We start from the raw sequence: 25,874 nt of genomic DNA on the forward strand, positions 1-25,874 counted from the left end.
CCTATATTCTGCACTGTGATGGTTTAATAAAATAACTGGTGATCCAAACACCCGCCATAATCATCAGTGTTGAAATCCAACCCTGCCAGGAGAAATACGCGGTAGCTACCAGTGAATTAGTTACAGTACATCCGCCGGCAAGTGTTGCCCCTATTCCCATTACTATGCCGCCGGTTAACCGTTTTACAACGGTTTTTCCGTCCGGTGGTAATGCTAAGGAAAACTCCCCGCGTACTTTAGCGCTGATCATTGAACCGGCAAAAATACCAATAACAAATAACATTCCCCAGTTGAAATAACGCTGCTGACCTGTCACTAAATACTGAATAACATTGGCGGAAGGTACAGAAATACCAAAACCAAAGTTGCGACCGCTTTCCGCACTGAAAATCCAGGCAATAATGCCGAGAATACCAATAAGCACGGCGGTAAGGTTAAGGGGTAATCGCTTAAATTTGCCCGACGATGGCGGTGAATAACGGGGATGACGATGCTGATAAATCAGTAATCCGACAGTGGCAATAATTAATACGGCGACCAGAAACCACGGGGAGATATTCAGTGTTTTATAGATAGTATCAGCTTGTGCCGGATGTATTAATAATGGCTCAATCCAATGTTTTAAACTGCCTTTCCAGGCTGACGCCATGGTGACGACAAATGCAAATAAAGCAATCCATGTTCCTGTCAGCCCTTCGCCGGACCGGAACCAGGCACCACTACCGCAGCATCCCGCTAATACCATGCCGACCCCGAATAAAAAACCGCCGACAATAGTGGCAGTCACCGGCAGAGTGCCTTCCGGAATAGTCAGTAATCCCATTGATTGCAGGGTAAAAAATCCGGTAGCCTGAATAGAAACTGCAATCAGCAGCGCGGTGAGAAAACGGGTGTTTTTCTGATAAACAATATTTCTGAAACCGGAAACAAAGCAAAATTGCCCTGATTGCAAAAGCCCGCCAAAAAGCATGCCGATGAATAAGCCGCTAATCATGAGCCGGCTCCCATAAAGATCCTGTGAACCGCATAAATATCCCTCAATAGTTATCCTGAATAAAACCAGAAAAACCGGTAACCACACTTTAGATTATATCCTGAGCGCGATGTTCCGGTTCTTTTCTGATTTTCTTATGATAACGCTTAAATAGTACGATTGAATCTTATTAACTTGTTCTGCATCAATTTCCGGAAGAAAAAAGTGCAAGAGGGTTAAGTTTTAATCAGATAGGATAAATAATATCAGCTCTTCTGTCGTGACAGATTATGGATCACCTCTCCATTCTCTTTAATAAAGTCACACTGTTGTGGTTGAGGTAATATTGTAAGTACAACTTCTGACAGTCGGCAAAGTTTTGTACCTGATGGTGAAACCACAATTGGCCGGTTAATTAATATCGGATGTTTTAACATAAAATCGACAAGCTGCTCATCTGTAAAAATATCATTTCCCAGGTTTAATTGTTGGTAAGGTTTGACGTTTTTCCGCAGAAGATCTCTGGTGGTGATAGCCATATCAGATATCAATTTCATCAGTGTATTTTTGTCCGGTGGCGTTTCCAGATAGTAAATAATGGTCGGTTCTTCCCCGCTGTTACGGATGATCCCGAGTACATTTCGTGATGTGCCACAGTCCGGATTATGATAAATCGTTATATTACTCATGCTATCTCTCCTAACTCAGGACAGACAAACGAAGTACCAGCGCAATTAATGTGACTGTTAACACAGGAATAGTCATGATAATGCCGGTATTGATAGAGCAGCTATGCGTTCTGTTCACCGGCATACCTTTATCACATCGACACATATCAGTGATATGTCGATAAAAGTGAATTTTTCGTACATATAGTACGTGACATGTTTATGCTATCAACATAGTATGATCATATGTCGATAAAAACAGGTTTTGTAAATATATGACTTATAATCCGGAAATCCCTTACAACACACTTCCCGCACTACCGCCGGATTTGGATCTTATTGAAACACGGAAAATACTCAAAGCGTGCATCACTGCACGCGCGGCGGTTGCTGAACTGAAAACGGCAGGAGAACTTATTCCGGATCCTGCCCTGCTTATCAATATTCTGCCGTTGCTGGAAGCAAAAGATTCTTCCCGTATTGAAAATATCGTTACCACCAGCGATCAATTATTCCAGTATGCCGGTCACGAAGAGAATGCAGACCCCGCAACTAAAGAAGCATTACGCTACCGCACTGCGTTGCATAATGGTTTTGCACAGTTAAACACATTTCCGCTGTGTACTAATACCGCAATAACGATTTGTACAACGCTGAGATCTATTCAGACTGATATCCGCAAAACGCCGGGAACCGTATTAAGCGACCAATACGCAAATGTGATATATACCCCGCCGTCAGGCGAAACTGTTATCCGGAATTTGCTGACAAACTGGGAAACATTCCTGCACGCGGAAGATGATATTGACCCTTTGATTAAAATGGCAATATTGCACTATCAGTTTGAATGTATTCATCCGTTTCCCGATGGTAACGGGCGAACCGGGCGGATACTGAATATTTTATATCTGATTCAGACTGACATACTGTCATTACCTATTCTCTATCTGTCGCGGTTTATTTTGGAAAACCGGGATAAGTACTACACATTATTACGCGGAGTGACAGAGAGCTGCGATTGGGAACCCTGGATACTCTTTATGCTGGAAGCCACTGAAAATACAGCAAAATGGACATCCCGGAAAATAGCTATTATCCGCAGCCTAATAGAAGATATTACCGGATACGTACGGGAAAAATTACCTAAAATTTATACTCATGAGTTAATTCAGGTTCTTTTTGTACAACCTTATTGCCGTATAGAGAATCTTGTTGAGCGGGGTGTGGCAAAACGTCAGACGGCCTCTGCTTACCTGAAACAACTGGTTGAAATCGGTGTGCTGGAAGAAATGCAATCCGGGCGGGAAAAACTGTACCTTAATACACGCCTGTTACAGGAATTAAACCGGTAATCTGTGCTAAACTCCGTCAGCTTCCCTATTTTTTGATATCTGATATAACAGGACACTTTATTCATGACAGCTAATACGTCTAAAGACCCTTTGCACGGCGTCACACTTGAAATGCAGATTAATACACTCGTTGCCAGATATGGCTGGGTCAAACTGTCTCAAATTATTAAGATAAATTGTTTTAAAAGTGACCCGAGCGTGAAGTCGAGTCTGAAATTTTTGCGCAGAACGCCCTGGGCGCGCGCAGAAGTTGAAGCGCTGTATCTTGATTCACGGGATGAAGATATTCAGGAAGAAGAGACGCATCCGGGATTCAATCCCTGGACCAAAACTATTGAATAGAGATTATCCGTGTTTTTTGATGCTCAGCGATTAATAACCTGAACCAGGCGTAATAAATACCCGTCCGGATCCTGAACAAGGAATTGGCGTTGCACCCGTTCAGTGTTATTGACCTGGTATATCCTTTCCTGATACTCCTCCGGCATAAACTGAACCCCGTTTAAATCCAGATAGACGAAACGTTCTTCCGTACGTTCATACAAAATCGTAAAACCAAGAATACCGACCCAAAAAGTGAGTTTTTTTCTAAATGGCGGACGATAAGTTCCGGGACATTTTTATTTCTGTAAAATATGGGTATACATCGGCTCCGCAATTTTAAATATCACTTAATTTTCAGTGTCTAAATGAAACCGGTGTAATATCCGGTGAGCAATAGGTGCCAGAACCAGCCCCAGCGTAGTCATAAATACCAGGCTGGTAAACATACCATAAAAAGCAAAAAAAACTTTTCCTGCCAGACCTTGCGGTACAATATACGGACCAATACCGTTTGCTATAAACGCACTGTTTAATGTCGCATCATGCCAGTTTATATTGGCATCGAAAACCATGTGCCCTGCCATACCAATAAATAAGGTAACGATTATAAGAAGAACAGCACCACCAAAATGCAAGAACAGACGTTTTAAAAACGCACTAAACGGGATTACCGGCATATTTTTTGATTCATACATATTATTATGTAACTCCTGTTGGTATTTATACCCTTATTGTAGCCGTTTCATTGCGTTAATTCTAACTGAGCAGCGCCGTTGTATCTAATGACCATAAGTACAAACACTTTCCTGAAAAAAATAACCGATAACGCTTGACCTTGCCCTAAAGGGAAGGGTTAGGCTTCTTATCAGACAATTTATTCCAGAGGGAAAAACCATGAATACAACTCCATCCCCATCTTCATCATCCGGACGGCTGAGCTTATCCGTTGAAGGCATGACCTGCGCATCCTGTGTCGGTCGGGTTGAAAAAGCGCTGAAAGCTGTTGCGGGTGTCAATAATGCGATTGTTAACCTGGCAACTGAACGGGCAGATATTACTTTTGCCGGTGATATTGATGCGCCGGCGGCTATTCGTGCCATTGAAGACGCAGGTTATAACGTCACAATGGAAACCACGGAATTCGCCATTGAAGAAATGACCTGTGCATCCTGCGTCGGGCGTGTTGAAAAAGCGCTGGCAAATGTCCCGGGCGTCTCTGAAGCAACCGTAAACCTGGCAACAGAACGCGCGCGGGTGCGCCACACTGCGGCGGTAACATTTGCTGATCTGGACGCAGCGGTTACACAAGCGGGCTATAAAGCCCGGCGTTTGTCTGACAGCGGTTCAACATCAAATGATCAGGCAGAGATCCGCCGGGAAAAAGAAGACCGTTCATTGCGCCGCGCACTTCTGACAGCCGCTGTTTTCACCCTGCCCGTTTTTATCATTGAAATGGGCTCCCACTTTATTCCCGGCGTACACGGCTGGGTTACAAATACGCTCGGGCAACAGCTGAACTGGTATATTCAGTTCGTGCTCGCGACCATCGTGTTATTTGGTCCGGGAATGCGTTTTTACCGCAAAGGATTTCCGGCATTGCTGCGCGGTGCACCGGATATGAACTCATTGGTTGCTGTGGGCACCGCAGCAGCGTATCTCTTTTCCGTTGTATCCACCTTTATTCCGCAGATTTTACCGGCGGGAACCGCCAATATTTATTATGAAGCAGCGGTTGTGATAGTGACACTGATCCTGCTTGGCCGTACCCTGGAAGCTCGCGCCAAAGGGAAAACATCACAGGCAATCAAACGCCTGGTCGGGCTTCAGCCGAAAACGGCACGGGTATTGCGTGACGGAAAAACAGTTGAAATCGCACTCAGTGAAGTAATGACAGATGATATTGTTCTTGTGCGCCCCGGGGAAAAAATTCCGGTGGACGGTGAAGTGACGGAAGGAACCTCTTATGTCGATGAGAGCATGATCACCGGGGAACCGGTTCCGGTGTCAAAAGAAACCGGCTCGCAAGTCGTCGGCGGAACCATTAATAAAACCGGCGCATTCAGCTTTCGCGTCACTAAAATCGGCGCAAATACAGTACTAGCGCAAATCATCCGGTTAGTCGAAGAAGCACAGGGCTCGAAATTACCTATCCAGGCGATGGTTGATAAAATCACCATGTGGTTTGTTCCGGCTGTTATGGTTGGCGCGTTAATCACCTTCCTTATCTGGTTATTTGTCGGACCGGACCCGGCACTCGCATTCGCGCTGATTAATGCAGTGGCTGTTCTGATCATTGCCTGCCCGTGTGCAATGGGACTGGCGACACCGACATCCATTATGGTGGGAACCGGTCGCGCCGCTGAGATGGGAATTTTGTTCCGTAAAGGGGAAGCATTGCAGGCATTGCGTGATGTCAGTGTGGTTGCGCTCGATAAAACCGGCACCCTGACCAAAGGTCGTCCGGAACTGACGGACCTCGTGCCGGCAGACGGATTTGAATACAATGAAGTGCTCGCCCTGGTTGCAGCCATTGAAACCCGATCAGAACACCCGATTGCGGAAGCGATTGTGGCAGCGGCAGAGGAAAAAGGACTGACACTGGCGCCAATCGGGAATTTCGCCGCCGTACCGGGCTTTGGCGTCTCAGCTGATGTCGGCGGGCGTACGGTTTCTGTCGGCGCAGACCGGTTTATGACGCAGCTGGGTCTGGATATCAGCCGTTTATTACCGGAAGCACAACGTCTTGGTGAACAAGGTAAAAGTCCGCTTTATGCCGCAATTGACGGAAAGCTGGCAGCGATTATTGCAGTAGCTGACCCGATTAAAGACACAACACCGGAAGCTATCCGCACCCTGCATGCTCTGGGGCTGAAAGTGGCGATGATCACCGGTGACAATGCGGCAACAGCAGCAGCAATCGCCAAACAACTGGGTATTGATGAAGTGGCGGCGGAAGTTTTACCTGACGGCAAAGTGGCGGCACTGAAGAAATTCCGTAGTAATGGCGCAAAAGTAGCATTTGTCGGTGATGGTATTAACGATGCACCGGCGCTTGCCGAAGCCGATGTTGGTCTTGCTATCGGAACAGGAACCGATGTGGCGATTGAAGCTGCTGATGTGGTTCTGATGTCAGGTGATTTACGCGGTGTTGGTGATGCGATTGCATTAAGCCGGGCGACAATCCGCAATATCAAACAGAATTTGTTCTGGGCATTCGCGTATAACGCCCTGCTCATCCCTGTTGCGGCGGGTCTGCTGTATCCGGTCAACGGAACATTACTGTCACCGATGATCGCCGCAGCCGCAATGGCGCTCTCCAGTGTCTTTGTTCTGGCTAATGCGTTACGCCTGAAACGTTTTCAGGTTCCCGTCAAAAACTGATTTATTATGATGCGTTATTCCGCCGTGCAATCATCTGCACGGCGGAATGTTATAAAACAGATGTATTTATTTTGTTAATACCCTGCGGATTAAATATACATCTTCATACCTTTTTATAATTCCTGCCCGTGATTGTAACAGATTGTTTTCAATTACCTTGACCGCTCTCACCCTTCGCATTTTTACTCTTATTTTTAGTAACTTAGCCTGTTGTTTTTTTGTAGAATGATAATGCCTATCATTTGTGGGTGATATTCTTTATTACAGGGAAACCTTCCGGATATTACCGGTTGATATTTTAGGTACGCCATAAATAAATATAATGAGTTTTAAGATGAAAATAAACGGCAGGAAAATAGCACTTCTTTCATTAATTATATCGTATTCACAAATAGCAGTGGGTGCAGAAAATAACAACAAATCAGATCCGGTAAATGACACCATTGTCGTTACCGCATCCGGACGTGAAGAGCAGCAACGCAAATCAACAGTGACCACTCAGGTTATTGACAGTGAACAAATAGAGCGCGCTCACGCAACCAGCCTGACGGATTTATTAGCACAAAACAGTGTCGGTTTTTTCAGTGAATGGAGTCCCGGGCAAACATCTGTGAATATCCGTGGTGCCGCAACTGATGGTCAGGGAAAAGATTTTGCCGGTCAGATTTTAGTGCTGGTAAACGGACGCCGTGCCGGTACCGCGAATTTATCCAAATTATCGCCTAAAGATGTTAGCCGGATTGAAATTATCAGAGGTCCCTCTTCTGTTATTTACGGATCACAGGCAATGGGCGGTGTAATTAATATTTTCCTGAAAAACGGATTAACTGACGAAGGCGGGAAATTATCAGTTGAAACCGGTTCATGGGGATTAGCCCAAACCTATGGCGGCTACGGTTTTCAAAATGATAATGGCGATATATACGGCTATTTTGGTTTTGAAGCCGGTCGCCGGGATGATTACCATTCAGGTAAAGGCGGACATAAACAGGAAAATACAAACTGGGAACGGTTTGGTTTAAGCGGAAATTTAGGCTGGAAAATAGACGAAAATAACCTGGTCGATTTATCATTGAGGACAGATGGTATTTATGACGGTGGTTTTCGCGGATCAACCGGGAATATTTATGCCAAAGATACCCGTTATAACCGTTCTGCGGATCTGGTCTGGAAAAACGGCAATAATGACAGTATCGTCAGCATGGATACCCATGCTTATTTTATTCAGGATGTAGATAATTTCAGATGGGCATCGCCGTTAACGGCAAAAACCAGCAGTGATCATAACCGCCGTGCATTAGATATTTATGGTATTAAATTCCAGCCGATCATTAAAATTCATGAACAGAATGACCTGTTATTAGGTGTTGATTATGAGCACAGCCGTTTGCGCTCTGAGCGGCATCAGGTCAGTGTGAGCGGAAAACCAATCAAACAATCCGCACCTTACGATAATAATCAGACTGAAAACCTGTATGCATTTTATTTTGATGACAAACAAAGCTTATTTGATGACAGCTGGATAATCCGCGGCGGGATGCGTTATACCTATGGTAAAACAGACTTTGACAAAACGCCGCATCTGGATAATCAATTTACCGGCAGCACATCATATAATAAATTAACCTGGAGTCTGGGAACAAACTATCAGGTGAATGAGTGGCTGAACCTGAAATCATCTCTGGCAACCGGATACCGCGCCCCGACCGCAACACAATTAGGCGCTGATTATACAACCCTGTCCGGCGCACAATATTTAGGCAACAGCACACTGAATGCAGAAAGTAACCGGCAGATTGAAGTTGGTGCCATTATTGGTAATTCTCTCCATTCCGTTGATCTCTCTCTGTTTCAGAACACCATTCAGGACAGAATACAAACCGATGTTATTTCACCGAATGTATATCAGTATGCAAACAGTGAAAATGATATTGTTGTGCGCGGGCTGGAAATAAACAGCCGCACCGCCGTTAATTCATTAATGAACTGGCAGACAGACTGGGACTGGGTATTACGGTTTAACGGCAGCTGGAACTTCGATATGGAAGATAAAGGCGCACAAATAACCGCAACCAATAATAGTACAAAAGTGCAGCGGATGTATCAGTATCAGGGCGCCGTGATTAATGACCTGTATTTTTCCAATGGTCAGTATCCGTGGAGCATTCAGCTTCAGGGAATTCTGCGCGGACCAATGTGGTATAAAACCGAAGAAGGCATTATTCCTGAAGTCCGCCCTTATACCTCTTATGTTATGCGTAAATCCCCTTTTATGGTCTGGAATTTACATGCGGATGTTGATATCAGTTCATCCCTGACATTTTATGGTCGTATAGATAATATTCTGAATAAAAATGAACATCCGGTATTTTTTGCACTGGATGAAGACCCGTATATTATGTTGCCGTCCAAATCCAATGGTAGTTTGGGAACATCTATGCCGGGACGTTCATTTATTGCCGGTGTGTCTTACCGGTTTTAACAGATAATATACCCAACGTCATTCAGGATGCAGGCAGGCGGCAAGGGAAGAGTTTGAATGAATAAGGGTATAATCATGAGAAATCTGTTTTTAATTATGACACTGAGCATGGCCTTGTGCCATGCTCTTCCTGCTTTCAGTATAACTGCTCCACTATATACACCGGTTACACTGCATGAGAAACCACAGCGCATTGTGACGATATTTTCATCAAATACTGAAATCACGGCGATCCTGGGTCTGTCAGATAATATTGTCGGTATTGATGCATACACTTATTTCCCCGATGAAATAAAAAATAAGCCCCTAATCGGCGGACGTCTTGGTTTTTCCCTTGAGCGAATTATTGAGCAGAAACCCGATTTGGTGATTATGACACCTGCCCGCCAGGCAACCCATCAGCTGTTAATACCCCTGCGGCAATTTGGTATTCCCGTATTAGTCCTGGAAGGTAACAGTATTGATGAAATCATCCGTAATATCCGCCTGGTCGCAGAAGTCACAAAAACAACAGAGAAAGGCGAACAGATCGCCGCAGAGATGGAAAGACGGTTAAGTAACGTACAGCACAAACCAGCGGATTATCATGCCCCCCGCGTGATTATGATAACGGGGCAAATAAGCAACGGATTATTATTGGTTGCCAGACCTCAGACTTATAAAAAAACACCCGGCTATACCGCAGATTCAATTTTAAAAGCAGGCGGAACACTTGCCCTTGAGGAATATAAACATGCCGGTCCGGTGTTAAAACAAGTCTCACCTGAAGCGATTATTGCCGCTGATCCGGATATTATTCTTTATACCATTGCGGATGAAAAAATGACGTCATTGCTGGCATTACCGGGCTGGTCTCAGATAAAAGCGGTAAAAAATAACGATATTTATCCGGTAAAAAGTGCCTTTGTTCTGATACCGGGACCCCGCATTATTGATGGTATTGAATACATGTCTGAACTATTTGAACAATGGAGCACAAAACAGTGAAGATCGTCAGTCTGTTATTTCTGCTCATTATTACTTTTATTTTTTCTACCTGTGCCGGGCACACATGGGAAAGCCCGGTTAAGGTCATTAGTGCGTTATTTTATGCCGATGACCTGACATCCCGGTTATTAGTTGAGTGGCGTTTACCACGGGTGATTACCGCCGGGTTTACCGGTGCATTGCTGGGATTAAGCGGCGCTATATTCCAGGGGGTATTCCGTAACCCGCTGGCAGAGCCCTGGTTATTAGGCTCATCCGGTGGCGCGGCAATTGGCGGAACCATCGCATTATTAGTTCCGATGGCATTACCGATGGCAATTACCCTTCCCTTATTTGCCTTCAGTGGCGCACTCGCAGCAATATTTATTGTAATCTCTGTTTCCCGGATAGCAGGTTCACTGGATACCGCCACATTATTACTAACCGGCGTTGCCGTCAGCGCAGTATTAAATGCAGCCCGTTCTTTTATGATGATGGCATTATCTGATGAAAGCACCAGCCTTCAGGTTGTTCTCAGCTGGATCCTGGGTGGCATACAAACGCCTTCACCGGAAGGTTTATTTATCTGCCTGTTATTAACCGCATCCTGTATTCTGATTTCTGTCTTTGTTTTATCTGACGGGTTAGATCTCATGGGGCTCGACAGAACAATGGCGATGAGTTTTGGTTTATCCGTTGAACGGTTCACTGTTTTAGCATTAATTGCCGGGTCAGCTATTGTGGCGGTTGCGGTTTCACTAGGGGGAATTGTCGGGTTTATCGGACTTATTGCACCCCACATTGCACGCTGGCAGGTTGGTACGCGCCATAAATATGTTTTACCGGCAGCCGCTGTTATTGGTGCGGCGCTGGTTATGTTTTCTGATGCACTGTCCCGCAGTTTACTGCCGCCCGGTGAAATACCGCTGGGGCTGATTACTGCCTTTATCGGCGGACCCTTCTTTATTTACTTACTGGCAAAGCGGGTGCGGAAAATATGATCACCGTAAAAAATATGCATATCTGCAAACAGGGAAAAACGCTTATCTCAATAGATAATCTGAATCTACCGGATAAAGGCAGCATTGCCTTAATTGGTCCGAATGGTTCCGGTAAATCAACCCTGATTAATGCCTTATCCGGTCTTAACCGGGAGGTATTTTCATCCGTCACATTAAACGGAAAAAATATAGCGGCGTATCGCGGAGCTGCACGAATACAGCAAATCGGGCTGATCCCTCAGAGTTTTAATCCCTGCTGGGATCAACAGGTGGATGAGTTAATTACACTTGCCGCAGAGCGGGCAACAGACCCGGCACAAGCTAAATCAACAGTCTGTCAGAAATATGAATTAATACCGCTGCTGAATAAACACTGGCATATTCTGTCCGGCGGTGAAAAAAGCCGGGTATTAACAGCGATGGCGCTGATGTGTAATCCGCCGGTTATTTTTGCTGATGAACCGGGAGCGGCACTGGATATCAAACACCGGATGCAGCTTATTGAAGATTTAACCACGCAGGGTAAAGATAAATTAGTTATCGTGTGTTTACATGAACTGGATATGGTTTTTCGTTATTTTGAGTCTGTTATTTTGCTGTCTCAGGGGCAATTACGTTACTTCGGTTTATCGGCTGAGTTAATTGATTCACCACTGTTAAGTGATGTGTTTGATGTCAGATTTAAAAAAATAGAAATGGACGGGTATTGCACTGTGTATGCCGACAGAATCGTGCATCCCTGAAAAACAAAAGCGGCATAATTCGCCGCTTTTATTTTTCAACTTTTCATACTTTATTGCATGAGAAACGGATAATCCGTATACCCCTGCTCACCGCCGCCGTAAAAGGTTTCCGGATGTTGGGGATTCAGCGCCGCTTTTTGTTGCAGGCGCGCGACCAGATCCGGATTAGAAATATAATCACGACCGAAAGCAACGGCATCAATAAGCCCTTTTTCGATTAAATCTTCTGCTTTTTCCGTTGTATAAGCACCGGCACCGATAATCACACCACGGAAACGCGCGCGCACTTTCCGGCGGAATTCTTCACTGTACGGTTTACCGCCTGCCCAGTCCGGCTCTGACAGATGCAGATACGCAATGCCACGTTTATCCAGCTGTTCAATAAGATACAGCGCGTCAGCTTCTTCATCCGGGCCATTTGTCATATTCTGGAAAGTGCCGATTGGCGAGAGGCGGATCCCTATTCGCTCCGGCGCCCACTCATCACAAACTGCATCAACCACATCCAGTACAAGGCGGGCGCGGTTTTCTACGCTGCCGCCGTACTGATCAGTCCGGTGATTGGCATCCGGTGACAGAAACTGATGCAGCAGATAACCATGAGCGGAATGCAGTTCCGCCATATCAAAACCGGCTTCACGCGCATTTGCCACCGCGTGGCGGAAATCATTCACAATTCCCGGGATTTCAGCTGTTTCCAATGCGCGCGGCATTGAAGTATCAACCCGGACAGCCCGACCGTTTTCATCACGCAGTGATGTGCGGGTTTCTGCACTGATAGCCGATGGCGCGACAGGCGCCTGCCCGCCGGGTTGAATACTGGAGTGTGAAATCCGCCCGGTATGCCACAACTGAACGGCAATATGGCCGCCTGCATCATGAACACCGGCAGTAATTTTTTTCCATGCCGCGACCTGCTCCGGACTGTGCAGTCCCGGCGCCCCGGCGTAGCCTTTTGCCTGTGCTGAAATTTGTGTCGCTTCTGAGATAATCAACCCGGCGCTGGCGCGCTGGCGATAATACTCAACCATCAGTGGCGTCGGGATATCACCCGGCTCAATACTGCGCAGGCGGGTAAGCGGTGCCATAAAAATACGGTTTGGGGCAGTAAATGTGCCCACTTTCAGCGGGGTGAATAATTTTTCTTGTGACATAATATCTCCGGATTAGACCAGTCGACTAGTTATAAGGTAAATAAAAACGCCGCTTATACATCCGGCGCTGTAAGCAATACATTCACATGAGCCAGCGCGCTTTCCAGCGGGACAGCACTGCGGGAAATCTTGGCCTGTAAGTTCGCCCCCAGCCACAGGGAATATAAAACCTGTGCGGTTGCAAGAGAACTGCCACTGAAAACGAGCGATTTTTCATCATGCCCGTTTTCCAGCGCCTGCGCCAGCAGAGCAATGACCCTGCTGACCCCGTTATCCATAGCGGCATTCATATCTTCTGATAAATCACAGACTTCCGCAGATAACTTCACAGTCAGGCACCCGTGGATCCGGCTGTGCTGACAGGCGTTTTTCAGCATTTCCCCGTAATAGGCGAGAAAACGCCCCCGGTAACTCCCTTCCCCGCGCTCAAAATGATCGGCTAAGCGCGTGAGATAATCTGCATAATAGCGCTCCAGCATAGCAACGCCGAATGCCTCTTTTGAGCGGAAATAATGATAAAACGATCCTTTCGGCACTTCTGCGGTTCTGAGTAATTCACTCAGCCCCATTCCGGTAAACCCCCGGTGCAGGCAAAGCTGTTCGCCGGTAGCTAAAAGGTGTTCACGTGTATCATGGTCAGTCTGTCTGTTCATGCAAATACTGTAATAGACCGATCGGTCTGTTGCAAGTTTATTTGAAACAAATTTCACCCCAGCGTGCCAGACCGGCAGTAACAGAGCCGAAATCATTCCCTCTGACCACCGGGATCCCCGGTAACTGCTGTTCAATCGATCGGCACAATACCGGTGAACGCCCTGTTCCGCCGGTAATAAAAATGGTGTCCGGTGTAACACCGCCCTGCTGCACAGCATCATTAACCAGCGCAATCATTTTATCTTTCGGGGATGAAATCGCGTCTTCCATTTCCTGAGCTGCGATCTCCACTTCCAGCACTTCACTGAGAAGCCGGATGCCCGCCCGGTATTGAGGGAAGGATGAAAGCGCGATTTTAGCTTCTTCCGCACGCCGGACAATACTGTAACCCAGACTTTCGTTATACACTTCCAGCAGACGCAGCAGTTTTTCCGGCTCTGCCGCATCACGTCTAAGCTGTTGTAATGCTGCCAGATTAGGTCGTGAATAGAATTCCCGCTGAGCTTCCACATTATTAATGGCGATCGGGTTCCAGAATTGCATCAGCGGCATTTCGATACCGGATGATGCGCGGGTACTCATCCCGAATAACGGCATCAGTTTTTTGAACGCCAGATAAATATCCAGGTCATTCCCACCGATGCGCTGACCGCTGTGCGCAAGCAGTGTTTCAGTGCGATCTACCTGTCCGCGGTATCCCGGCCCCATGCGGATTAATGAGCAGTCGGTTGTACCGCCGCCGATATCAACCACCAGCACAGTCTGGTCTTTGTCGAGTGAGGCTTCATATTCCAGCCCCGCCGCAACCGGCTCAAACTGGAAGGTAACATCATTAAAGCCGGATCGTTTTGCGGCACGCAGTAAAATTGCTTCCGCCTGCTGGTTTGCCGTTTCGCCGCCAAGTCCGTGGAAGTTAACCGGACGACCGATCACTGCTTGTGTGATGGTGTTTTGTGTCGATTTTTCAGCCTGATGTTTAATATTCGCCATCATGGCGCAGACTAAATCCTCAAAAAAACTGATCTGCACTTCATGCAACCCGGACGCGCCCAGAAAGGATTTCGGGGATTTGACGTAATACACATCGCGCGGGTCATTAAGGTATAATTCCAGGGCTGCCTGCCCGAAAACAATATCTTCCGGCTCCAGATCAATACTCTCTTCCCGGTTCGCCGCAATGGCTTTGCGCAATATTTGTTCACCGGTTTTATCTGACGGTAAAATATCCCGGTGGCGGAATAAATGTTCAGAAACCGAATCACGGGTAGGCGCACACAGTGTTGAAGGAATATACACATTGTCGCCTTCCAGCGGTAAAAGTACCGGAACACCCTCTTTCATGACTGCAACAGAGCAATTTGATGTTCCGTAATCAAAACCAATAAACATACCGCCACCCAATAGTTATTTCGTACCGGAAAAAAGCCGGCAACTTTACATCAGGTTGCGTAAAAACACCACCGAAAAACCCGTTACATAACAGGCTTTCGCTATTCAATATCATCCAGCAGTGCAGACGGCGGAATAAAAAACAGTGTGCCGGTAACCGCGGTACTGAATTTCAGTAATTCATCGCTTGCGCCGCTTTCTGTGCCTGCAAACATATTTTCCAGCATACGCCGTGTAGTGGAGAAATAACGCGCGTAGCCGATAAAATACGTTCCGTATTCATCTTTTGCCGGATTGGAAAACGGCATATTCGCGCGGACAATTTTCAGGTCATTTCCATTTGCATCCTGAATATTGGTGACCACATTATGGGAGCCCGGTATTTTTTGGTCATCCGTCAGTTCAACATCATTAAATTTATGACGTCCGATGACTTTTTCCTGATATTCCGTGCTCTGATTTTGCCAGGCACTCATATCATGAATATATTTTTGCACAAACGCATAGCTGCCCCCGGTAAATGCCGGGTCTTCATCACCGATAACCGAATATTCAGCGCGTTCATCTTCAAATGCCGGGTTTTCTGTGCCGTCAACAAAACCAATAATGGCGCGTCCGTCCATATAACGGAACCCGTGAACTTCATCCTCACAGGTCACCGCCCCGCTTAATGCCTGACTGATAACAGATCCCAGTTCATAACAGGCAGAGACATTCAATGCCCGGATATGAAAGAAGATATCACCGGGAGTGGATACCGCCGTAAAATGTGCGCCCTTTATTTCTTTAAATGTATTCAGTTCGCGGGGTTTTCCTGCATCAGAAAATAACCGTGACCAGGCATCCGCACCGAACCCTGCGACACAACTGACTTCCAGTGCAGGATAACGGGTCCGCATACTGCGCAGTATACCTGATAAATTATTACACAGTGTAACCACTTTATCCCGTGTCTGTGAATTTTCTGTCAGATTAAAAACAAGGAAATACGCATTTTCGCCGGGCTGGTCAGTCACATCCTGGTATTTCATATTATCTCCGTTTCTTCAGTTATTGATTATTCGACCTTCTGTTATCGTACACCAATTAACAGGGTGTCTGCTGAAATAAACAACACTTTATCGGACAGATAATCATTGCCCAGCAATCCGTCATAATTTATCCGGCTGTCACTGATCTGAAATAACAGCGCTGAGAGTGTAACGGCATCCGGGGTAATAATGGTTTCCCGCGGGCAGGATAAAGACGGTGTCGCGCAGCCTTTACCGTTCCGGTTAAACAACACAGTGTGACTTGCGCCGGTATCAATCATCATCCGGTAAGAATTATTATTTTCACCACGCACCTTAATCACTATTCCCTGATCTGAATGTGTAAAGTCAATAGTTTGCCAGCGATAACCCTCAGGGCGCGCCGCCGGATTGTTTGCGATTGTCAGTTGTTTTGCCGCAAAATTAATAATCAGAGACCGGTTTTTATTTACTACGCCCAGCCCGAGCACACCATCAATAAGCAGGCGTCCATCTGCTGTCGCCATTCCCGCTCCCCACGGATTAAACACAAAAATATCTGTGCCGGAGACACTTTCCCCATTCACAGTTACTGTCGCGTTGCGGATAAATTCAGTTGAATGCTGCCCCCCGAATATATCAATGGCGGACTGAGTTTCTTTTGTTTCATTTTCCTGCACAGATAAAACCCGTTCAAACACCGGCGGTAACAGATATAAGCCGCCGGGTGCACCGGTATCAATGGATAATTTAGTAATCTGAGTGTCGTTAACAGTCAGCGATATCGCAGGAATGGCATTTTCAACATATATAATAGGTACTGTAATATCCGCGTTTGCGGTCTGAACAGACAATGCGGTAAATAAAAAACCGCTGAATACACGCAAAATAGTTTTCATACACAACTCCCTGTGTTTTTTAAATATCCGCCACCCTATTTCCGGAGATGGCGGATTGAGTGAATGTTACCGCTTGCGGCTGAACAACTGCAATAATCCCTTTACGGTAACATCCAACTGGCTGCCCTCTTCATAACTGGCAGGTACCACATAATTCGCCCGCTCCTCCGCGATCAGTTTACCCACTTTCTGCTGGGTCTCCGGATTACCCCATTTTTTCTGATCAAATACCGCTAATGAAAAACCACCCTGAAAACGGATCATTTTCATCGCCGGAATATCCGTATCCCCGTCACCGAAATAGATCATATGACGAAACTGAATATCACGCGCTTCCTGCTCGATAAATTCATTCACCGCTGCGTTATCCCAGGAATTATGTATTCCTTTGTTGATGCGGAATAAAAACTGAGTTTTAGTGGTGTAATTGATCGCCTGAGCGGGCCACAGAGCTTTTTTTCCGTCCGGGGAATAGTGATATTTACAGGCGTAGATATCCCGGAATTCGTTGCCGATAGCTGTGCCGCGGATCATGGCATCCAGCCCGCTGGAGAGAATATAGTGCTCCAGCAGTAAATTATGCTCCTGAGCCCACTTATTAATCCTGGTAAACCAGGCATTCACACCGGGAAATAACGGAATGGTTTTTCCGTGTTTCATCAGGTTTTCAACACTCAGTTCATCTGAGTGTGTTGCATTAGCCTTTGCCGCCAGCGTTCCCATATAGGACAGGATTTCATCACCATCGTCTTCTTTGGCGAGTGCTTTCACTTCACGCCAGAATGACGGAAAATCACTAACGCCCAGCGCGGGCATTAATCCGTGCTCCGGGCAATCGCCTTCGGCTAGTGTGCCGTCAAAATCATAAATCAGCGCGCACTTTAATTTTTCGGTCATTTCACCTCTTCCCCTGATGCCAGCACGGTTTCGCGGACTTTGTCGGCAAAAACCTGTGCGTCCTTAATAATGGATGCTTCATCTGCGGTCAGCAATTTGCGGTCTTCCATCAAAATGGTACCGTCCACAATGGTGTGGCGGACATTCGCCCCGTTTGCGCCGTATACCAGTGCGGCATACGCGTTATACATCGGAACCATATTCGGCGCTTTAGTATCCACCACAATGATATCTGCCAGCTTGCCCGGTTCCAGCGAGCCAAGTTTATCTTCCATATGCAGTGCGCGGGCTGAGCCCATTGTCGCCATTTCAACCACCGTCAGTGGCGGCATTGCTGCGCGGTTTTTGGTTTCCAGCTTGTGGATTTTACCCACCAGCCCGAGTTCATTCATCGTGGTCAGTGTGTTAGATGACATAGGCCCATCCGTTCCCAGTCCGACGCGTATTCCTTTCTCCAGCATGGCGGTTACCGGCGCAACCCCTTTGGCGGATTTGGTATTGGCACTGATATTATGCGCCACCCCGACATCATATTGCTTCAACAACGCCAGATCTTTATCATCCGCCATAATAACGTGCGCTGCCAGTAACTTATGATTCAGTACGCCGATATCCGCCATATACTGAACCGGGCTTTTACCACCGGTGCGTTTGGCAATCTCTTCTTTTTCGCGATCGGTTTCCGCCAGATGCGTGATTACCGGCACATCCAGTTCCAGAGACAATGCCGCGATTTTCTGTAAGTTTTCTGTAGTATTGGTATAAGGTGCATGTGGCGCAAAGGCAGGTGTAATACGCGGGTGATTTTTATATTCCTTAATGAAGCCGACCGCATAAGCAATGCCTTCATCGGCATTTTTGGCATCTGCAACCGGGAAATTAATGATGGTTTCACCCAGAACTGCCCGCAGACCGATTTTATCTACTGTTTTAGCGACTTCATCCTCAAAATAATACATATCGACGTACGTTGTTACGCCGCCTTTAATCATTTCAATATTGGCCAGATTCGCACCAATCCGCACCATGTCACGGGAAACTAATTTATTTTCCAGCGGAAAAATATAGCGGTGCAGACGATCAGGAACATCATCCCCGAGGGAGCGAAAAACCGTCATCGACCCGTGAGTGTGGGTATTGATAAGACCCGGCATGACAATATCGCCCTCTGCATTGAGGATTTTTTTTGCCTGATATTTATCCGCCAGTTCCGGACCGCCGACCGCAATTATTTTATTGGCACTAATTACCACCGTGCCGTGTTCAATGACCTGATTTTCCGGATTCATCGTCAGAACCGTTCCGTCGGTGATCATCAGGTCAGCGGGCGTGGTGGCATAAACAGAACAGGCGGCGGCAAGCAGGGTTACAACACAGGCAGAGCGGGATAATGACATAAAAACCTCAAGCGGGGCTGAAAAAACCAATATACCATTGCCTCTTATGTACTTCCAATCCGCAGATTTCATTGAAAACCCGGACGATAATCACTACCATAACGGGGTTTTCAACTGTATCCCAATGGATAAACCCAATTTATGTTAAATAACTATGTTCTGCGCAGTGTCCGTTACATGCTGGATCTGTCTGATATCAAAATGACTGAAGTCACCGCACTGGGTGGACTGACTGTAACGCAGGCAGAAATGACCGCGTGGCTGAAAAAAGAAGATGATGCGGATTATCAGGAGATTAATGATAATGCGATGGGGCATTTTCTTAACGGACTGATTTCTTTCCGTCGCGGAAAAGATGACAGCCGCCCGGACCCGGTAATTGATGCGCGGCTCACCAACAATATTATGCTGAAAAAACTGCGCGTCGCTTTCGAATTGAAAGATGCGGATTTGCAGGAAATTTATAAGAATGCTGATTTCACTGTGTCAAAACCGGAATTAAGCGCCCTGTTCCGTAACCCGGATCATAAAAATTACCGCAACTGCGGTGATCAACTGCTGCGTTATTTCCTGAAAGGACTGACAGTCCGCCTGCGCGGCTGATTTGACTCCTGCCTGATACCGGGTGTTATCACCCGGTGATTATTCTTAATATCGTCTCAATACCCCGCCATATCAATCCGCAATACGCTGCCTGATAACGGAAATGCGCTGAGCATCTGCGGTGTCAGCCCGATGCGCGCACTCGTCACATATAAATAGTGTTCATCTTCATCAAAACAACAGCTTGTCAGACGCGGAACAGGCAGATCAATAAACTGTACACGCTGTCCGCAGGGTGAAATCCGGGCGACTGCACTCCCGTCAAAAAGAACACTCAGCAGATAACCATCAGATCCCACAGTTAATCCGTCTGGTTTGCCCTGCACGGGGGTAAAACGGTAAAAGACACGTTTGTGACTGAGTGTTCCGTCTGAGAGAGTGTAATATCCCATCGGGATCTATACAGTAAAGATAACCGGAGTCCACATTCAGGTTTTTATTGATTAATCCGCACCACAAACGCCCTGTGGCATCCATTTTTGCATCATTTAACTGAAAATCGGCATGCTGGTGCGGTGCTGCTGAAAGATAGGATTACCTTACGTGCAATGGCGCAATTTATTGTCGTTGCCGAAGAGCTTAATTTTCATCGCGCAGCACAAAAATTAAATATGTCCCAGCCCCCGCTGACAAATGCTATCCGTAAGCTGGAAGAGGATATGAATGTTGTTTTAATTGAACGTAACAACCGGATATCCGGTTTAACTGTTGCGGGGAAACACTTTTTGCATCAGGCTCGCGCCGTTATAAAACAGGCAGAATAGGCAATTACATCAACGCAGGATCTCGCCTGCGGACGCACCGGGTTTATCCGGCTGGGCTATGTGGGCAGTGCGCTTTACGGGCGGCTACCGGATATCATTCAGCAATTCAGATTATTGCATCCGGGGATCCGCCTGGAATTGCGGGAAGCCACAACGGCGGCGCAAATTGATGCCATACGCAGTGATGAGTTAGATATCAGTATTATTATTCCGCCACTGACAAATGCGGATGATATTGTGCAAAAATCGTTTGATACTGACAGGTTATGTATCGCCTTACCCAAAGCGCATCCGCTAAATACGCACACGGACGTGACACTGAGCCAACTCTCTGATTTACCCTTTATACTCTGGCCGGCAGATGAGGGTCGCAGCTTTCATCTGAAAGTGTTTCAGCTCTGTATTCAGGCGGGGTTTGTTCCTGTGGTTGCTCAGGAGGCTCACAGCATGCATGCTGTGCTTTCGCTGGTTGCTGCGGGTGCGGTTGGGCGGGCATGAAACTGAATTTGCATTAATGCTGGGATTTCGTGAATTATCACCATCCGGGCAGGCATTTGTCCGTATTGCAGAAAATACGGACATATAGCCTGTTCAGATTTAATCTTCTGATTTGAAATTTTACTTCCCGCTCTGCTCTGCGCTGGCTTTTACCGCGGGTTTACGTTTTCTGTATTGGATCCAGCCGAATAAAATACCGGCAACCGCACCACTGATATGGGATTCCACAGAGACATATTGCTCCCCGGGAAACAAACCTGTTATCATTCCGCCGTAATAAAACAGCACGGCAATGCCAATCAGAATATCCAGCGGTTTACGACGAAAAATCCCCTGATAAATCAGTAACGCCCACAGACCGAAAATCCACCCGCTGGCACCCACATGTACAGCATTTCTGCCAAATAACCAGACCAGTAACCCGCCGACAATAATAATAAACGCAGATGCTTTCACATAGTGCTTAAATGACGGCAGCATCAGCAGAACACTTAAAATTAATAACGGTGGCAGATTGCTGAACAAATGTCCCCAACTGCTGTGAATAAAGGGTGCAAGCAAGATACCAAACAGCCCGTTAATGGTACGCGGCTCAATCCCCAGCGCAGTCACTGCACCACCGGTGATCGCGGTCAGTAACTGAATGCCGATTAAAAACAGCACAAAATAGAGACCATTTTTCAGCCCGGTTTTTAATCCGCCGGCAGTGCCGGACTTTTCATTATTACTGTTTACTGTCGGGTTCGTCATTATTCCTGTCCGGTGGGTAAATAAAACTACCTCACTATAGCGGAATTTTCCGGCGGTTCCACCGGGATATTGATTTTCCTTATGACACTCAGCGCCATACGCCAGCGGCAAACAAGCAGCCAAGTATCAGGCTGCAAAATGAGCTGATATACCAGAAACGGTCGCTGTTTCCTTTGAAGCGGGATTTTATCAGCGGAAACGCCAGCGCCCGCAACAAAAAGACCCCGGCCGCAGCGGTAAGCACACCCTGTGCAAACGGCAGCGCCGCAAGACCTGCGGCAGTAACAAGGGCGTAAACGGAAACAATCGTCAGCACAACCCCGACACTGACTGCCATAACATGCGGATACCAACGCCCTTCTTCTGCCAGCCTGACAATCCGCTCTCCTGCACCAAGAAAGCGGTAACCGGCGGCCCCCCAAAATAAGCAGCCGAAATGAAGCAGCGCAACAAAAAACGTCAATACCGAGGCAGGATATAATGTAATTTCATTCATATAACTATGTCACCTATCCGCGTTGCCGGTAGATATCCGGCCTGACAATCTGCCAGACAAAATTTTCACAGTTAACCGGGCTATAGCCCATTTTTTCATACAGCCACGGCGCAGTCGATGTCACTAACATAATCCGCCGCAGACGCGTCATAACCGGATGAGACTGGCAGCACTCCATAAGGAAGCGCCCTAACTGCTGATGCTGCCACTCCTCAAGGACATAAACATCACAAAGATAGCCGAATGTCACCCCGTCAGTAATGACACGGGCAAAACCGATTTGGATATCTCCGTTAAAAAGCCCGAAACACAGGCTGTTATTAATGCTTTGTTTTACTGTATCAATATCAATGCCTTCCGCCCAGGATGAACGGGTCAGATACTGATGAATAGCGTCAATATCAAACAGTTTAGTATCTGTCGTAACTGTATATTGCTGGTATTGCCAGGTCAGAACGCGCTTCATTTTCTTATTATTCCTCTGGGTATTCAACCTGCAAAGAAAAGCCAGCTTTATATACCCGTATTCCGTCAAACCGCAGGTTAGTTGCCTGCATCCTGAATGATGTTGGGTATAGGTTTAATTTACCTGGTAACCTGTCACAATGGAAATAGTAAATAGCGGTTTTATTAGTGACAGTGTCACAATAAGCGGGTAATAATATAAAATACAGGAGTGGTAAGCAGACATCCGTAATAATACGACAAACAATAAATTCATCTGTGAATGATTGTACCAAGCGATTATTATTCAGAAGAAGAGTCATTCATATTTAAGGAATAATCAGTGAAAAAATTAACAGCGGCTGTCTTATTCGCGCCGGTATTCGTTCTGCTGTCAGCCTGTACAACCCCGGTTGAGAAAGCCGCGACTACAGAATGTGATGCTACAACCGCCGCAAAAACAACCGGACAGTTTCAGTGGCCGCTGCAAGGCAATATTGTTGATAACTTTACCACCCTCAAAGCAATCACTATTGCAGGTGAAAAAGGTAAACCCGTCCTTTCCGCCGCAGAGGGTGATGTTGTGTATGTCGGTAATGCCCTGAAAGGCTACGGTAACCTGATTATCATCAGTCATGATGAGGTTTACCGCACAGCCTACGGACATAACGATAAAATATTGGTAAAAGAAGGCGATAAAGTCAAAACCGGTCAGCAGATTGCCACGGTCGGGGACACTGACGCCAAACAGCCACTGCTGCACTTTGAAGTCAGAAAAAACGGTAATGCTGTAGATCCGTGCCTGTATCTGGCAAAATAATCATTCTGTTGTTTGCATAAACCTCCTTATCTGAAGGAGGTTTTTAGTGTTAACAATTATTCATGAATACCCGCTTCTTATCCGTAAGTAACGGGTATTCGCCTTCATTTCATCCCTGACAAAAATAAATTACCACTTATCACGGTAATCAAAGGACACCTGATAGTCGTATTTATCTAACTCGATTTTATGAGCCAGATGCTTCTGAAGGTAAGAAACCCATGCCGGAATAACGTCAAAACCACCATTATTAATAATATTTTCTGTTGGCTTAACTGTCTGCCCGATAATAGTATCGTCATCACCAAGATCCTTTGAATACTCTTCACCAATTAGTAGTTCTGTTTTTTTATCAAACCATTCCAGTCTTAATTTCAATCCCATGATGTTATCTCCTTACAGGTATTCTTTGATATTGCGTTTAGGGTCGGCAGGCTTCAGTTGATTACCGGTTTTCGGATCAAATGCTCCGATATGCTGGCCGTCGCTGGCACGGTACCCTTCTAATTCACCGTGCTGTGAGTCCCACTCATAGATTTTACGGCCTTTGCTTCCTATCCAGCGGTCTCGTTTTCCTCCTCCGCCTTGTTTTGGTGTCTTTTTCCGAGTTCCTTTTAAATCACCCAACCCTTTAATTTCTTCAGTTTTCGGTGCCGGATGGTAATCATGACCTTTTTCTTTAACGCCCTGACGTTTTTTGTCCTTGGCTTCCTTAACCTTATCCTCAGCGGCTTTTTTCTTGCCTTCCGCTTTATTTCGGCTTTCCATCGCGTCCGATAGCGCTTTTTCCAGTAAACCGACTTCGGTAGAGAGCTGATTGATTACAATGTTAATTTCCCGCTTCTTTTTATCGCGCGCATTTTTTACCATTAACTCTTTGTTCAGGTCTTGTAACTCAGCCTGTTTATTTTTCAGCTCCTGTTGCTTCGCTGACATCCGCTTTTCTGTGTTAATAATCAGCGTGTTAATATCTGCCAGAACCTTAATCACTCCAACCGAATTATCCGTCACCCACTCTTTTCGTGCCTTTTCCGCCAGTTTTTTCTCTTCTCCCGGTTTGAGTTGTTTTGTGACTGAAACGTAAACCGGCGCATGATCTCTGCCAAAATCCAGAATAGCATGATGTGAACGCCCCTCATCAGGATGAGATAAATACTGTTTTACGGCAGGTGTACTGTTTGGTACCACCTGAGATTTATCAGGATAGGAACTGACATGGATCCGCATCGGCTTCATACCGGGCACAACCTGCGCGGTATACACATTATGTTTGTTAGTCTTCTGCGCTTTAACAACCGGTACCGGCATAGATTTTACCGGCGTAATTGTGACCGGCCGGGTTTGGACCAGTTCATCAATCACCGCCTGTGCCAGTACCCTGGCCGGAACAGTCGTATTTTTCGGAATATCCGCAACCGGTACCGATGTAACCAGTTCTGCTGGTAATGCGGTAACACTGTAAGGGTTGTCTTTATCGACCAGGGGATCTTTGAGGTTATATGAAAACTTTGGGTCCGGGGCTATCTGACCCGGCAACAGACTGCCGACGACGACACCAAGAAGACGTCCGGGCAAGAGAATTACCCAAATAGGTATCCAGTCCGATAAATGCCTCACGTACTGCGGCTGTTATGGTCGGCCAGTTCAGTGAAACAGTTAATACACCGCTGACCGGATAAAGTGCGACCGGAATTCCGGCGTGAGCCATATTCACCTGGCTTGCATTTTCCGGGGCATCTCCACGGGAAGAGGATGAATCTCCGCTTCCGTCGCCGCCGCGTCCCCGGCCATGATCGCCTTTACTACCGCCGCTGTCTGTGTGGTGGCTGATATCACCGCGATTATCTGAGGTGGTAGACTTACCATTACCGTGGTCAGTGGTATGGCCACCCAGGTTACTACCGCCATAGCCGCCGCTGTTATTTTTATTCATAGTAAAATCCTTTTTTATTAAAAATAACCCATTTAATACACTGTATATTCGCACAGTGAATACTACTATAGTTCTCGTCAAACAGAATGTCAAAATTGGTTCGTGATGTGAATTTTTATATAATAATTAGTAAGTTAATAATGAAATAGGTTACATGGCAACAGCGCCGTCATTATGAAAAAACGGCAGTTAAGGTGCGGGGATGAAAAATACAGAGAGAACGGGAAACTCCAGGATTCGTCTTGCAGACGAACAATTTTCGTCATATCTTGCACC

General features: G+C 46.4%; 27 protein-coding genes and 1 pseudogene. 11 read left to right on the plus strand and 17 right to left on the minus strand.

Going from position 1 to position 25,874, the window contains the following annotated elements:
- Position 1 precedes the first annotated feature (1 nt).
- Both ACMHKJ_RS02005 and arsC read right to left on the minus strand, forming a co-directional pair.
- Positions 2–994, minus strand: coding sequence for a YeeE/YedE family protein (locus ACMHKJ_RS02005; RefSeq protein WP_413491805.1), 993 nt, complete (start codon positions 992–994; stop codon positions 2–4).
- Between the two features lie 245 nt (positions 995–1,239).
- Positions 1,240–1,662: an arsenate reductase (glutaredoxin) gene (gene arsC, locus ACMHKJ_RS02010; RefSeq protein WP_413491806.1), complete on the minus strand. Its 423-nt coding sequence runs from the start codon at positions 1,660–1,662 to the stop codon at positions 1,240–1,242.
- A 254-nt stretch (positions 1,663–1,916) separates the two neighbouring features.
- On the opposite strand from arsC, the gene fic reads away from it, so the two are divergent.
- Both fic and ACMHKJ_RS02020 read left to right on the plus strand, forming a co-directional pair.
- Positions 1,917–2,993: a protein adenylyltransferase Fic gene (fic, locus tag ACMHKJ_RS02015; RefSeq protein WP_413491807.1), complete on the plus strand. Its 1,077-nt coding sequence runs from the start codon at positions 1,917–1,919 to the stop codon at positions 2,991–2,993.
- 63 nt (positions 2,994–3,056) lie between these two features.
- A complete protein-coding gene (locus tag ACMHKJ_RS02020) occupies positions 3,057–3,335 on the plus strand; it encodes a VF530 family protein (RefSeq protein ID WP_413491808.1) in 279 nt (92 codons plus the stop codon).
- A 329-nt stretch (positions 3,336–3,664) separates the two neighbouring features.
- Here ACMHKJ_RS02020 and ACMHKJ_RS02025 read toward each other — a convergent pair whose 3' ends face one another.
- Positions 3,665–4,012, minus strand: a complete 348-nt coding sequence (locus tag ACMHKJ_RS02025; protein ID WP_413491809.1) for a two pore domain potassium channel family protein — start codon at positions 4,010–4,012, stop codon at positions 3,665–3,667.
- 199 nt (positions 4,013–4,211) lie between these two features.
- Between ACMHKJ_RS02025 and ACMHKJ_RS02030 the strand changes: the two genes are divergently transcribed.
- From ACMHKJ_RS02030 to ACMHKJ_RS02050, 5 genes are all read left to right on the plus strand, one after another.
- Positions 4,212–6,698, plus strand: a complete 2,487-nt coding sequence (locus ACMHKJ_RS02030) for a heavy metal translocating P-type ATPase (protein ID WP_413491810.1) — start codon at positions 4,212–4,214, stop codon at positions 6,696–6,698.
- Positions 6,699–7,032: 334 nt separating this feature from the next.
- Positions 7,033–9,180, plus strand: a complete 2,148-nt coding sequence (locus ACMHKJ_RS02035) for a TonB-dependent receptor (RefSeq protein WP_413491811.1) — start codon at positions 7,033–7,035, stop codon at positions 9,178–9,180.
- Between the two features lie 75 nt (positions 9,181–9,255).
- Complete coding sequence (locus tag ACMHKJ_RS02040) at positions 9,256–10,167, plus strand: ABC transporter substrate-binding protein (protein ID WP_413491812.1); 912 nt, start codon at positions 9,256–9,258, stop codon at positions 10,165–10,167.
- Complete coding sequence (locus tag ACMHKJ_RS02045; protein WP_413491813.1) at positions 10,164–11,147, plus strand: FecCD family ABC transporter permease; 984 nt, start codon at positions 10,164–10,166, stop codon at positions 11,145–11,147. Before ACMHKJ_RS02040 ends, ACMHKJ_RS02045 begins: the two co-directional genes overlap by 4 nt.
- Positions 11,144–11,890, plus strand: coding sequence for an ABC transporter ATP-binding protein (locus tag ACMHKJ_RS02050; protein ID WP_413491814.1), 747 nt, complete (start codon positions 11,144–11,146; stop codon positions 11,888–11,890). Before ACMHKJ_RS02045 ends, ACMHKJ_RS02050 begins: the two co-directional genes overlap by 4 nt.
- Positions 11,891–11,940: 50 nt before the next feature.
- Here ACMHKJ_RS02050 and nemA read toward each other — a convergent pair whose 3' ends face one another.
- From nemA to ACMHKJ_RS02085, 7 genes are all read right to left on the minus strand, one after another.
- The gene (nemA, locus tag ACMHKJ_RS02055) at positions 11,941–13,044 is read right to left on the minus strand and encodes an alkene reductase (RefSeq protein ID WP_413491816.1); all 1,104 of its coding nucleotides are present in this window, start codon (positions 13,042–13,044) and stop codon (positions 11,941–11,943) included.
- A gap of 53 nt (positions 13,045–13,097) precedes the next feature.
- On the minus strand, positions 13,098–13,697 hold the full coding sequence (locus ACMHKJ_RS02060) for a TetR/AcrR family transcriptional regulator (RefSeq protein ID WP_413491817.1): 600 nt from the start codon (positions 13,695–13,697) through the stop codon (positions 13,098–13,100).
- A gap of 37 nt (positions 13,698–13,734) precedes the next feature.
- On the minus strand, positions 13,735–15,087 hold the full coding sequence (gene yegD / locus ACMHKJ_RS02065) for a molecular chaperone (protein ID WP_413491818.1): 1,353 nt from the start codon (positions 15,085–15,087) through the stop codon (positions 13,735–13,737).
- Between the two features lie 101 nt (positions 15,088–15,188).
- Positions 15,189–16,118: a Dyp-type peroxidase gene (locus tag ACMHKJ_RS02070; protein ID WP_413491819.1), complete on the minus strand. Its 930-nt coding sequence runs from the start codon at positions 16,116–16,118 to the stop codon at positions 15,189–15,191.
- A 41-nt stretch (positions 16,119–16,159) separates the two neighbouring features.
- Positions 16,160–16,996, minus strand: a complete 837-nt coding sequence (locus ACMHKJ_RS02075; RefSeq protein ID WP_413491820.1) for a hypothetical protein — start codon at positions 16,994–16,996, stop codon at positions 16,160–16,162.
- 66 nt (positions 16,997–17,062) lie between these two features.
- Complete coding sequence (locus tag ACMHKJ_RS02080; RefSeq protein WP_413491821.1) at positions 17,063–17,893, minus strand: HAD family hydrolase; 831 nt, start codon at positions 17,891–17,893, stop codon at positions 17,063–17,065.
- Positions 17,890–19,290 (minus strand): amidohydrolase, encoded by a 1,401-nt coding sequence (locus tag ACMHKJ_RS02085; protein WP_413491822.1) that lies wholly within the window; start codon positions 19,288–19,290, stop codon positions 17,890–17,892. The genes ACMHKJ_RS02080 and ACMHKJ_RS02085 overlap by 4 nt, the downstream gene beginning before the upstream one ends.
- A 141-nt stretch (positions 19,291–19,431) precedes the next feature.
- Between ACMHKJ_RS02085 and ACMHKJ_RS02090 the strand changes: the two genes are divergently transcribed.
- Entirely contained in the window at positions 19,432–19,893 is a 462-nt protein-coding gene (locus ACMHKJ_RS02090; protein WP_067362395.1) for a YehS family protein, read from the plus strand.
- A gap of 56 nt (positions 19,894–19,949) precedes the next feature.
- Here the strand turns inward: ACMHKJ_RS02090 and ACMHKJ_RS02095 are convergent.
- A pseudogene (locus tag ACMHKJ_RS02095) lies at positions 19,950–20,370 on the minus strand (SMP-30/gluconolactonase/LRE family protein).
- A 71-nt stretch (positions 20,371–20,441) separates the two neighbouring features.
- Between ACMHKJ_RS02095 and ACMHKJ_RS02100 the strand changes: the two are divergent.
- Positions 20,442–20,657, plus strand: a complete 216-nt coding sequence (locus ACMHKJ_RS02100; RefSeq protein WP_413491824.1) for a LysR family transcriptional regulator — start codon at positions 20,442–20,444, stop codon at positions 20,655–20,657.
- A 60-nt stretch (positions 20,658–20,717) separates the two neighbouring features.
- Entirely contained in the window at positions 20,718–21,155 is a 438-nt protein-coding gene (locus tag ACMHKJ_RS02105) for a LysR family substrate-binding domain-containing protein (RefSeq protein WP_413491825.1), read from the plus strand.
- Between the two features lie 120 nt (positions 21,156–21,275).
- Here the strand turns inward: ACMHKJ_RS02105 and ACMHKJ_RS02110 are convergent, their stop codons facing one another.
- From ACMHKJ_RS02110 to ACMHKJ_RS02120, 3 genes are all read right to left on the minus strand, one after another.
- Positions 21,276–21,905, minus strand: a complete 630-nt coding sequence (locus tag ACMHKJ_RS02110) for a rhomboid family intramembrane serine protease (RefSeq protein WP_413491826.1) — start codon at positions 21,903–21,905, stop codon at positions 21,276–21,278.
- A gap of 88 nt (positions 21,906–21,993) precedes the next feature.
- Entirely contained in the window at positions 21,994–22,401 is a 408-nt protein-coding gene (locus tag ACMHKJ_RS02115) for a hypothetical protein (RefSeq protein ID WP_413491827.1), read from the minus strand.
- A gap of 13 nt (positions 22,402–22,414) precedes the next feature.
- Positions 22,415–22,867 carry a GNAT family N-acetyltransferase gene (locus ACMHKJ_RS02120; protein WP_413491828.1) on the minus strand — a complete coding sequence of 151 codons (453 nt, stop codon included), beginning with the start codon at positions 22,865–22,867 and terminating at the stop codon, positions 22,415–22,417.
- Positions 22,868–23,188: 321 nt separating this feature from the next.
- Here ACMHKJ_RS02120 and ACMHKJ_RS02125 point away from each other — a divergent pair, with 321 nt between their 5' ends.
- Positions 23,189–23,665, plus strand: a complete 477-nt coding sequence (locus ACMHKJ_RS02125; RefSeq protein WP_413491829.1) for a murein hydrolase activator EnvC family protein — start codon at positions 23,189–23,191, stop codon at positions 23,663–23,665.
- Between the two features lie 129 nt (positions 23,666–23,794).
- Here the strand turns inward: ACMHKJ_RS02125 and ACMHKJ_RS02130 are convergent, their stop codons facing one another.
- Genes ACMHKJ_RS02130 through ACMHKJ_RS02145 form a run of 3 tightly spaced genes read right to left on the minus strand, consistent with a single transcriptional unit; the run spans position 23,795 to position 25,598 of the window.
- Positions 23,795–24,049: a colicin E3-like toxin immunity protein gene (locus ACMHKJ_RS02130; protein WP_413491830.1), complete on the minus strand. Its 255-nt coding sequence runs from the start codon at positions 24,047–24,049 to the stop codon at positions 23,795–23,797.
- Between the two features lie 12 nt (positions 24,050–24,061).
- Positions 24,062–25,240 carry a colicin E3/pyocin S6 family cytotoxin gene (locus ACMHKJ_RS19400; protein ID WP_461435643.1) on the minus strand — a complete coding sequence of 393 codons (1,179 nt, stop codon included), beginning with the start codon at positions 25,238–25,240 and terminating at the stop codon, positions 24,062–24,064.
- Entirely contained in the window at positions 25,161–25,598 is a 438-nt protein-coding gene (locus ACMHKJ_RS02145; RefSeq protein WP_413491831.1) for a hypothetical protein, read from the minus strand. The genes ACMHKJ_RS19400 and ACMHKJ_RS02145 overlap by 80 nt, the downstream gene beginning before the upstream one ends.
- Between the last annotated feature and the right edge of the window lie 276 nt (positions 25,599–25,874).

This window comes from Morganella psychrotolerans, from assembly GCF_965118875.1.
Lineage (GTDB): Bacteria > Pseudomonadota > Gammaproteobacteria > Enterobacterales > Enterobacteriaceae > Morganella > Morganella psychrotolerans_C.

Excerpts from the sequence above, each read along its gene's own strand:
- ACMHKJ_RS02090 (WP_067362395.1), top strand. The coding sequence starts at position 19,432 with ATGTTAAATAACTATGTTCTGCGCAGTGTCCGTTACATGCTGGATCTG.
- arsC (WP_413491806.1), bottom strand. The coding sequence starts at position 1,662 with ATGAGTAATATAACGATTTATCATAATCCGGACTGTGGCACATCACGA.
- ACMHKJ_RS02100 (WP_413491824.1), top strand. The coding sequence starts at position 20,442 with ATGGCGCAATTTATTGTCGTTGCCGAAGAGCTTAATTTTCATCGCGCA.
- ACMHKJ_RS02020 (WP_413491808.1), top strand. The coding sequence starts at position 3,057 with ATGACAGCTAATACGTCTAAAGACCCTTTGCACGGCGTCACACTTGAA.
- ACMHKJ_RS02085 (WP_413491822.1), bottom strand. The coding sequence starts at position 19,290 with ATGTCATTATCCCGCTCTGCCTGTGTTGTAACCCTGCTTGCCGCCGCC.
- yegD (WP_413491818.1), bottom strand. The coding sequence starts at position 15,087 with ATGTTTATTGGTTTTGATTACGGAACATCAAATTGCTCTGTTGCAGTC.
- ACMHKJ_RS02115 (WP_413491827.1), bottom strand. The coding sequence starts at position 22,401 with ATGAATGAAATTACATTATATCCTGCCTCGGTATTGACGTTTTTTGTT.
- ACMHKJ_RS02145 (WP_413491831.1), bottom strand. The coding sequence starts at position 25,598 with ATGAATAAAAATAACAGCGGCGGCTATGGCGGTAGTAACCTGGGTGGC.
- ACMHKJ_RS02120 (WP_413491828.1), bottom strand. The coding sequence starts at position 22,867 with ATGAAGCGCGTTCTGACCTGGCAATACCAGCAATATACAGTTACGACA.
- fic (WP_413491807.1), top strand. The coding sequence starts at position 1,917 with ATGACTTATAATCCGGAAATCCCTTACAACACACTTCCCGCACTACCG.
- ACMHKJ_RS02030 (WP_413491810.1), top strand. The coding sequence starts at position 4,212 with ATGAATACAACTCCATCCCCATCTTCATCATCCGGACGGCTGAGCTTA.
- ACMHKJ_RS02110 (WP_413491826.1), bottom strand. The coding sequence starts at position 21,905 with ATGACGAACCCGACAGTAAACAGTAATAATGAAAAGTCCGGCACTGCC.
- ACMHKJ_RS02060 (WP_413491817.1), bottom strand. The coding sequence starts at position 13,697 with ATGAACAGACAGACTGACCATGATACACGTGAACACCTTTTAGCTACC.
- ACMHKJ_RS02050 (WP_413491814.1), top strand. The coding sequence starts at position 11,144 with ATGATCACCGTAAAAAATATGCATATCTGCAAACAGGGAAAAACGCTT.
- ACMHKJ_RS02040 (WP_413491812.1), top strand. The coding sequence starts at position 9,256 with ATGAGAAATCTGTTTTTAATTATGACACTGAGCATGGCCTTGTGCCAT.
- ACMHKJ_RS02025 (WP_413491809.1), bottom strand. The coding sequence starts at position 4,012 with ATGTATGAATCAAAAAATATGCCGGTAATCCCGTTTAGTGCGTTTTTA.
- ACMHKJ_RS02035 (WP_413491811.1), top strand. The coding sequence starts at position 7,033 with ATGAAAATAAACGGCAGGAAAATAGCACTTCTTTCATTAATTATATCG.
- ACMHKJ_RS02080 (WP_413491821.1), bottom strand. The coding sequence starts at position 17,893 with ATGACCGAAAAATTAAAGTGCGCGCTGATTTATGATTTTGACGGCACA.
- ACMHKJ_RS02075 (WP_413491820.1), bottom strand. The coding sequence starts at position 16,996 with ATGAAAACTATTTTGCGTGTATTCAGCGGTTTTTTATTTACCGCATTG.
- nemA (WP_413491816.1), bottom strand. The coding sequence starts at position 13,044 with ATGTCACAAGAAAAATTATTCACCCCGCTGAAAGTGGGCACATTTACT.
- ACMHKJ_RS02005 (WP_413491805.1), bottom strand. The coding sequence starts at position 994 with ATGATTAGCGGCTTATTCATCGGCATGCTTTTTGGCGGGCTTTTGCAA.
- ACMHKJ_RS02130 (WP_413491830.1), bottom strand. The coding sequence starts at position 24,049 with ATGGGATTGAAATTAAGACTGGAATGGTTTGATAAAAAAACAGAACTA.
- ACMHKJ_RS02070 (WP_413491819.1), bottom strand. The coding sequence starts at position 16,118 with ATGAAATACCAGGATGTGACTGACCAGCCCGGCGAAAATGCGTATTTC.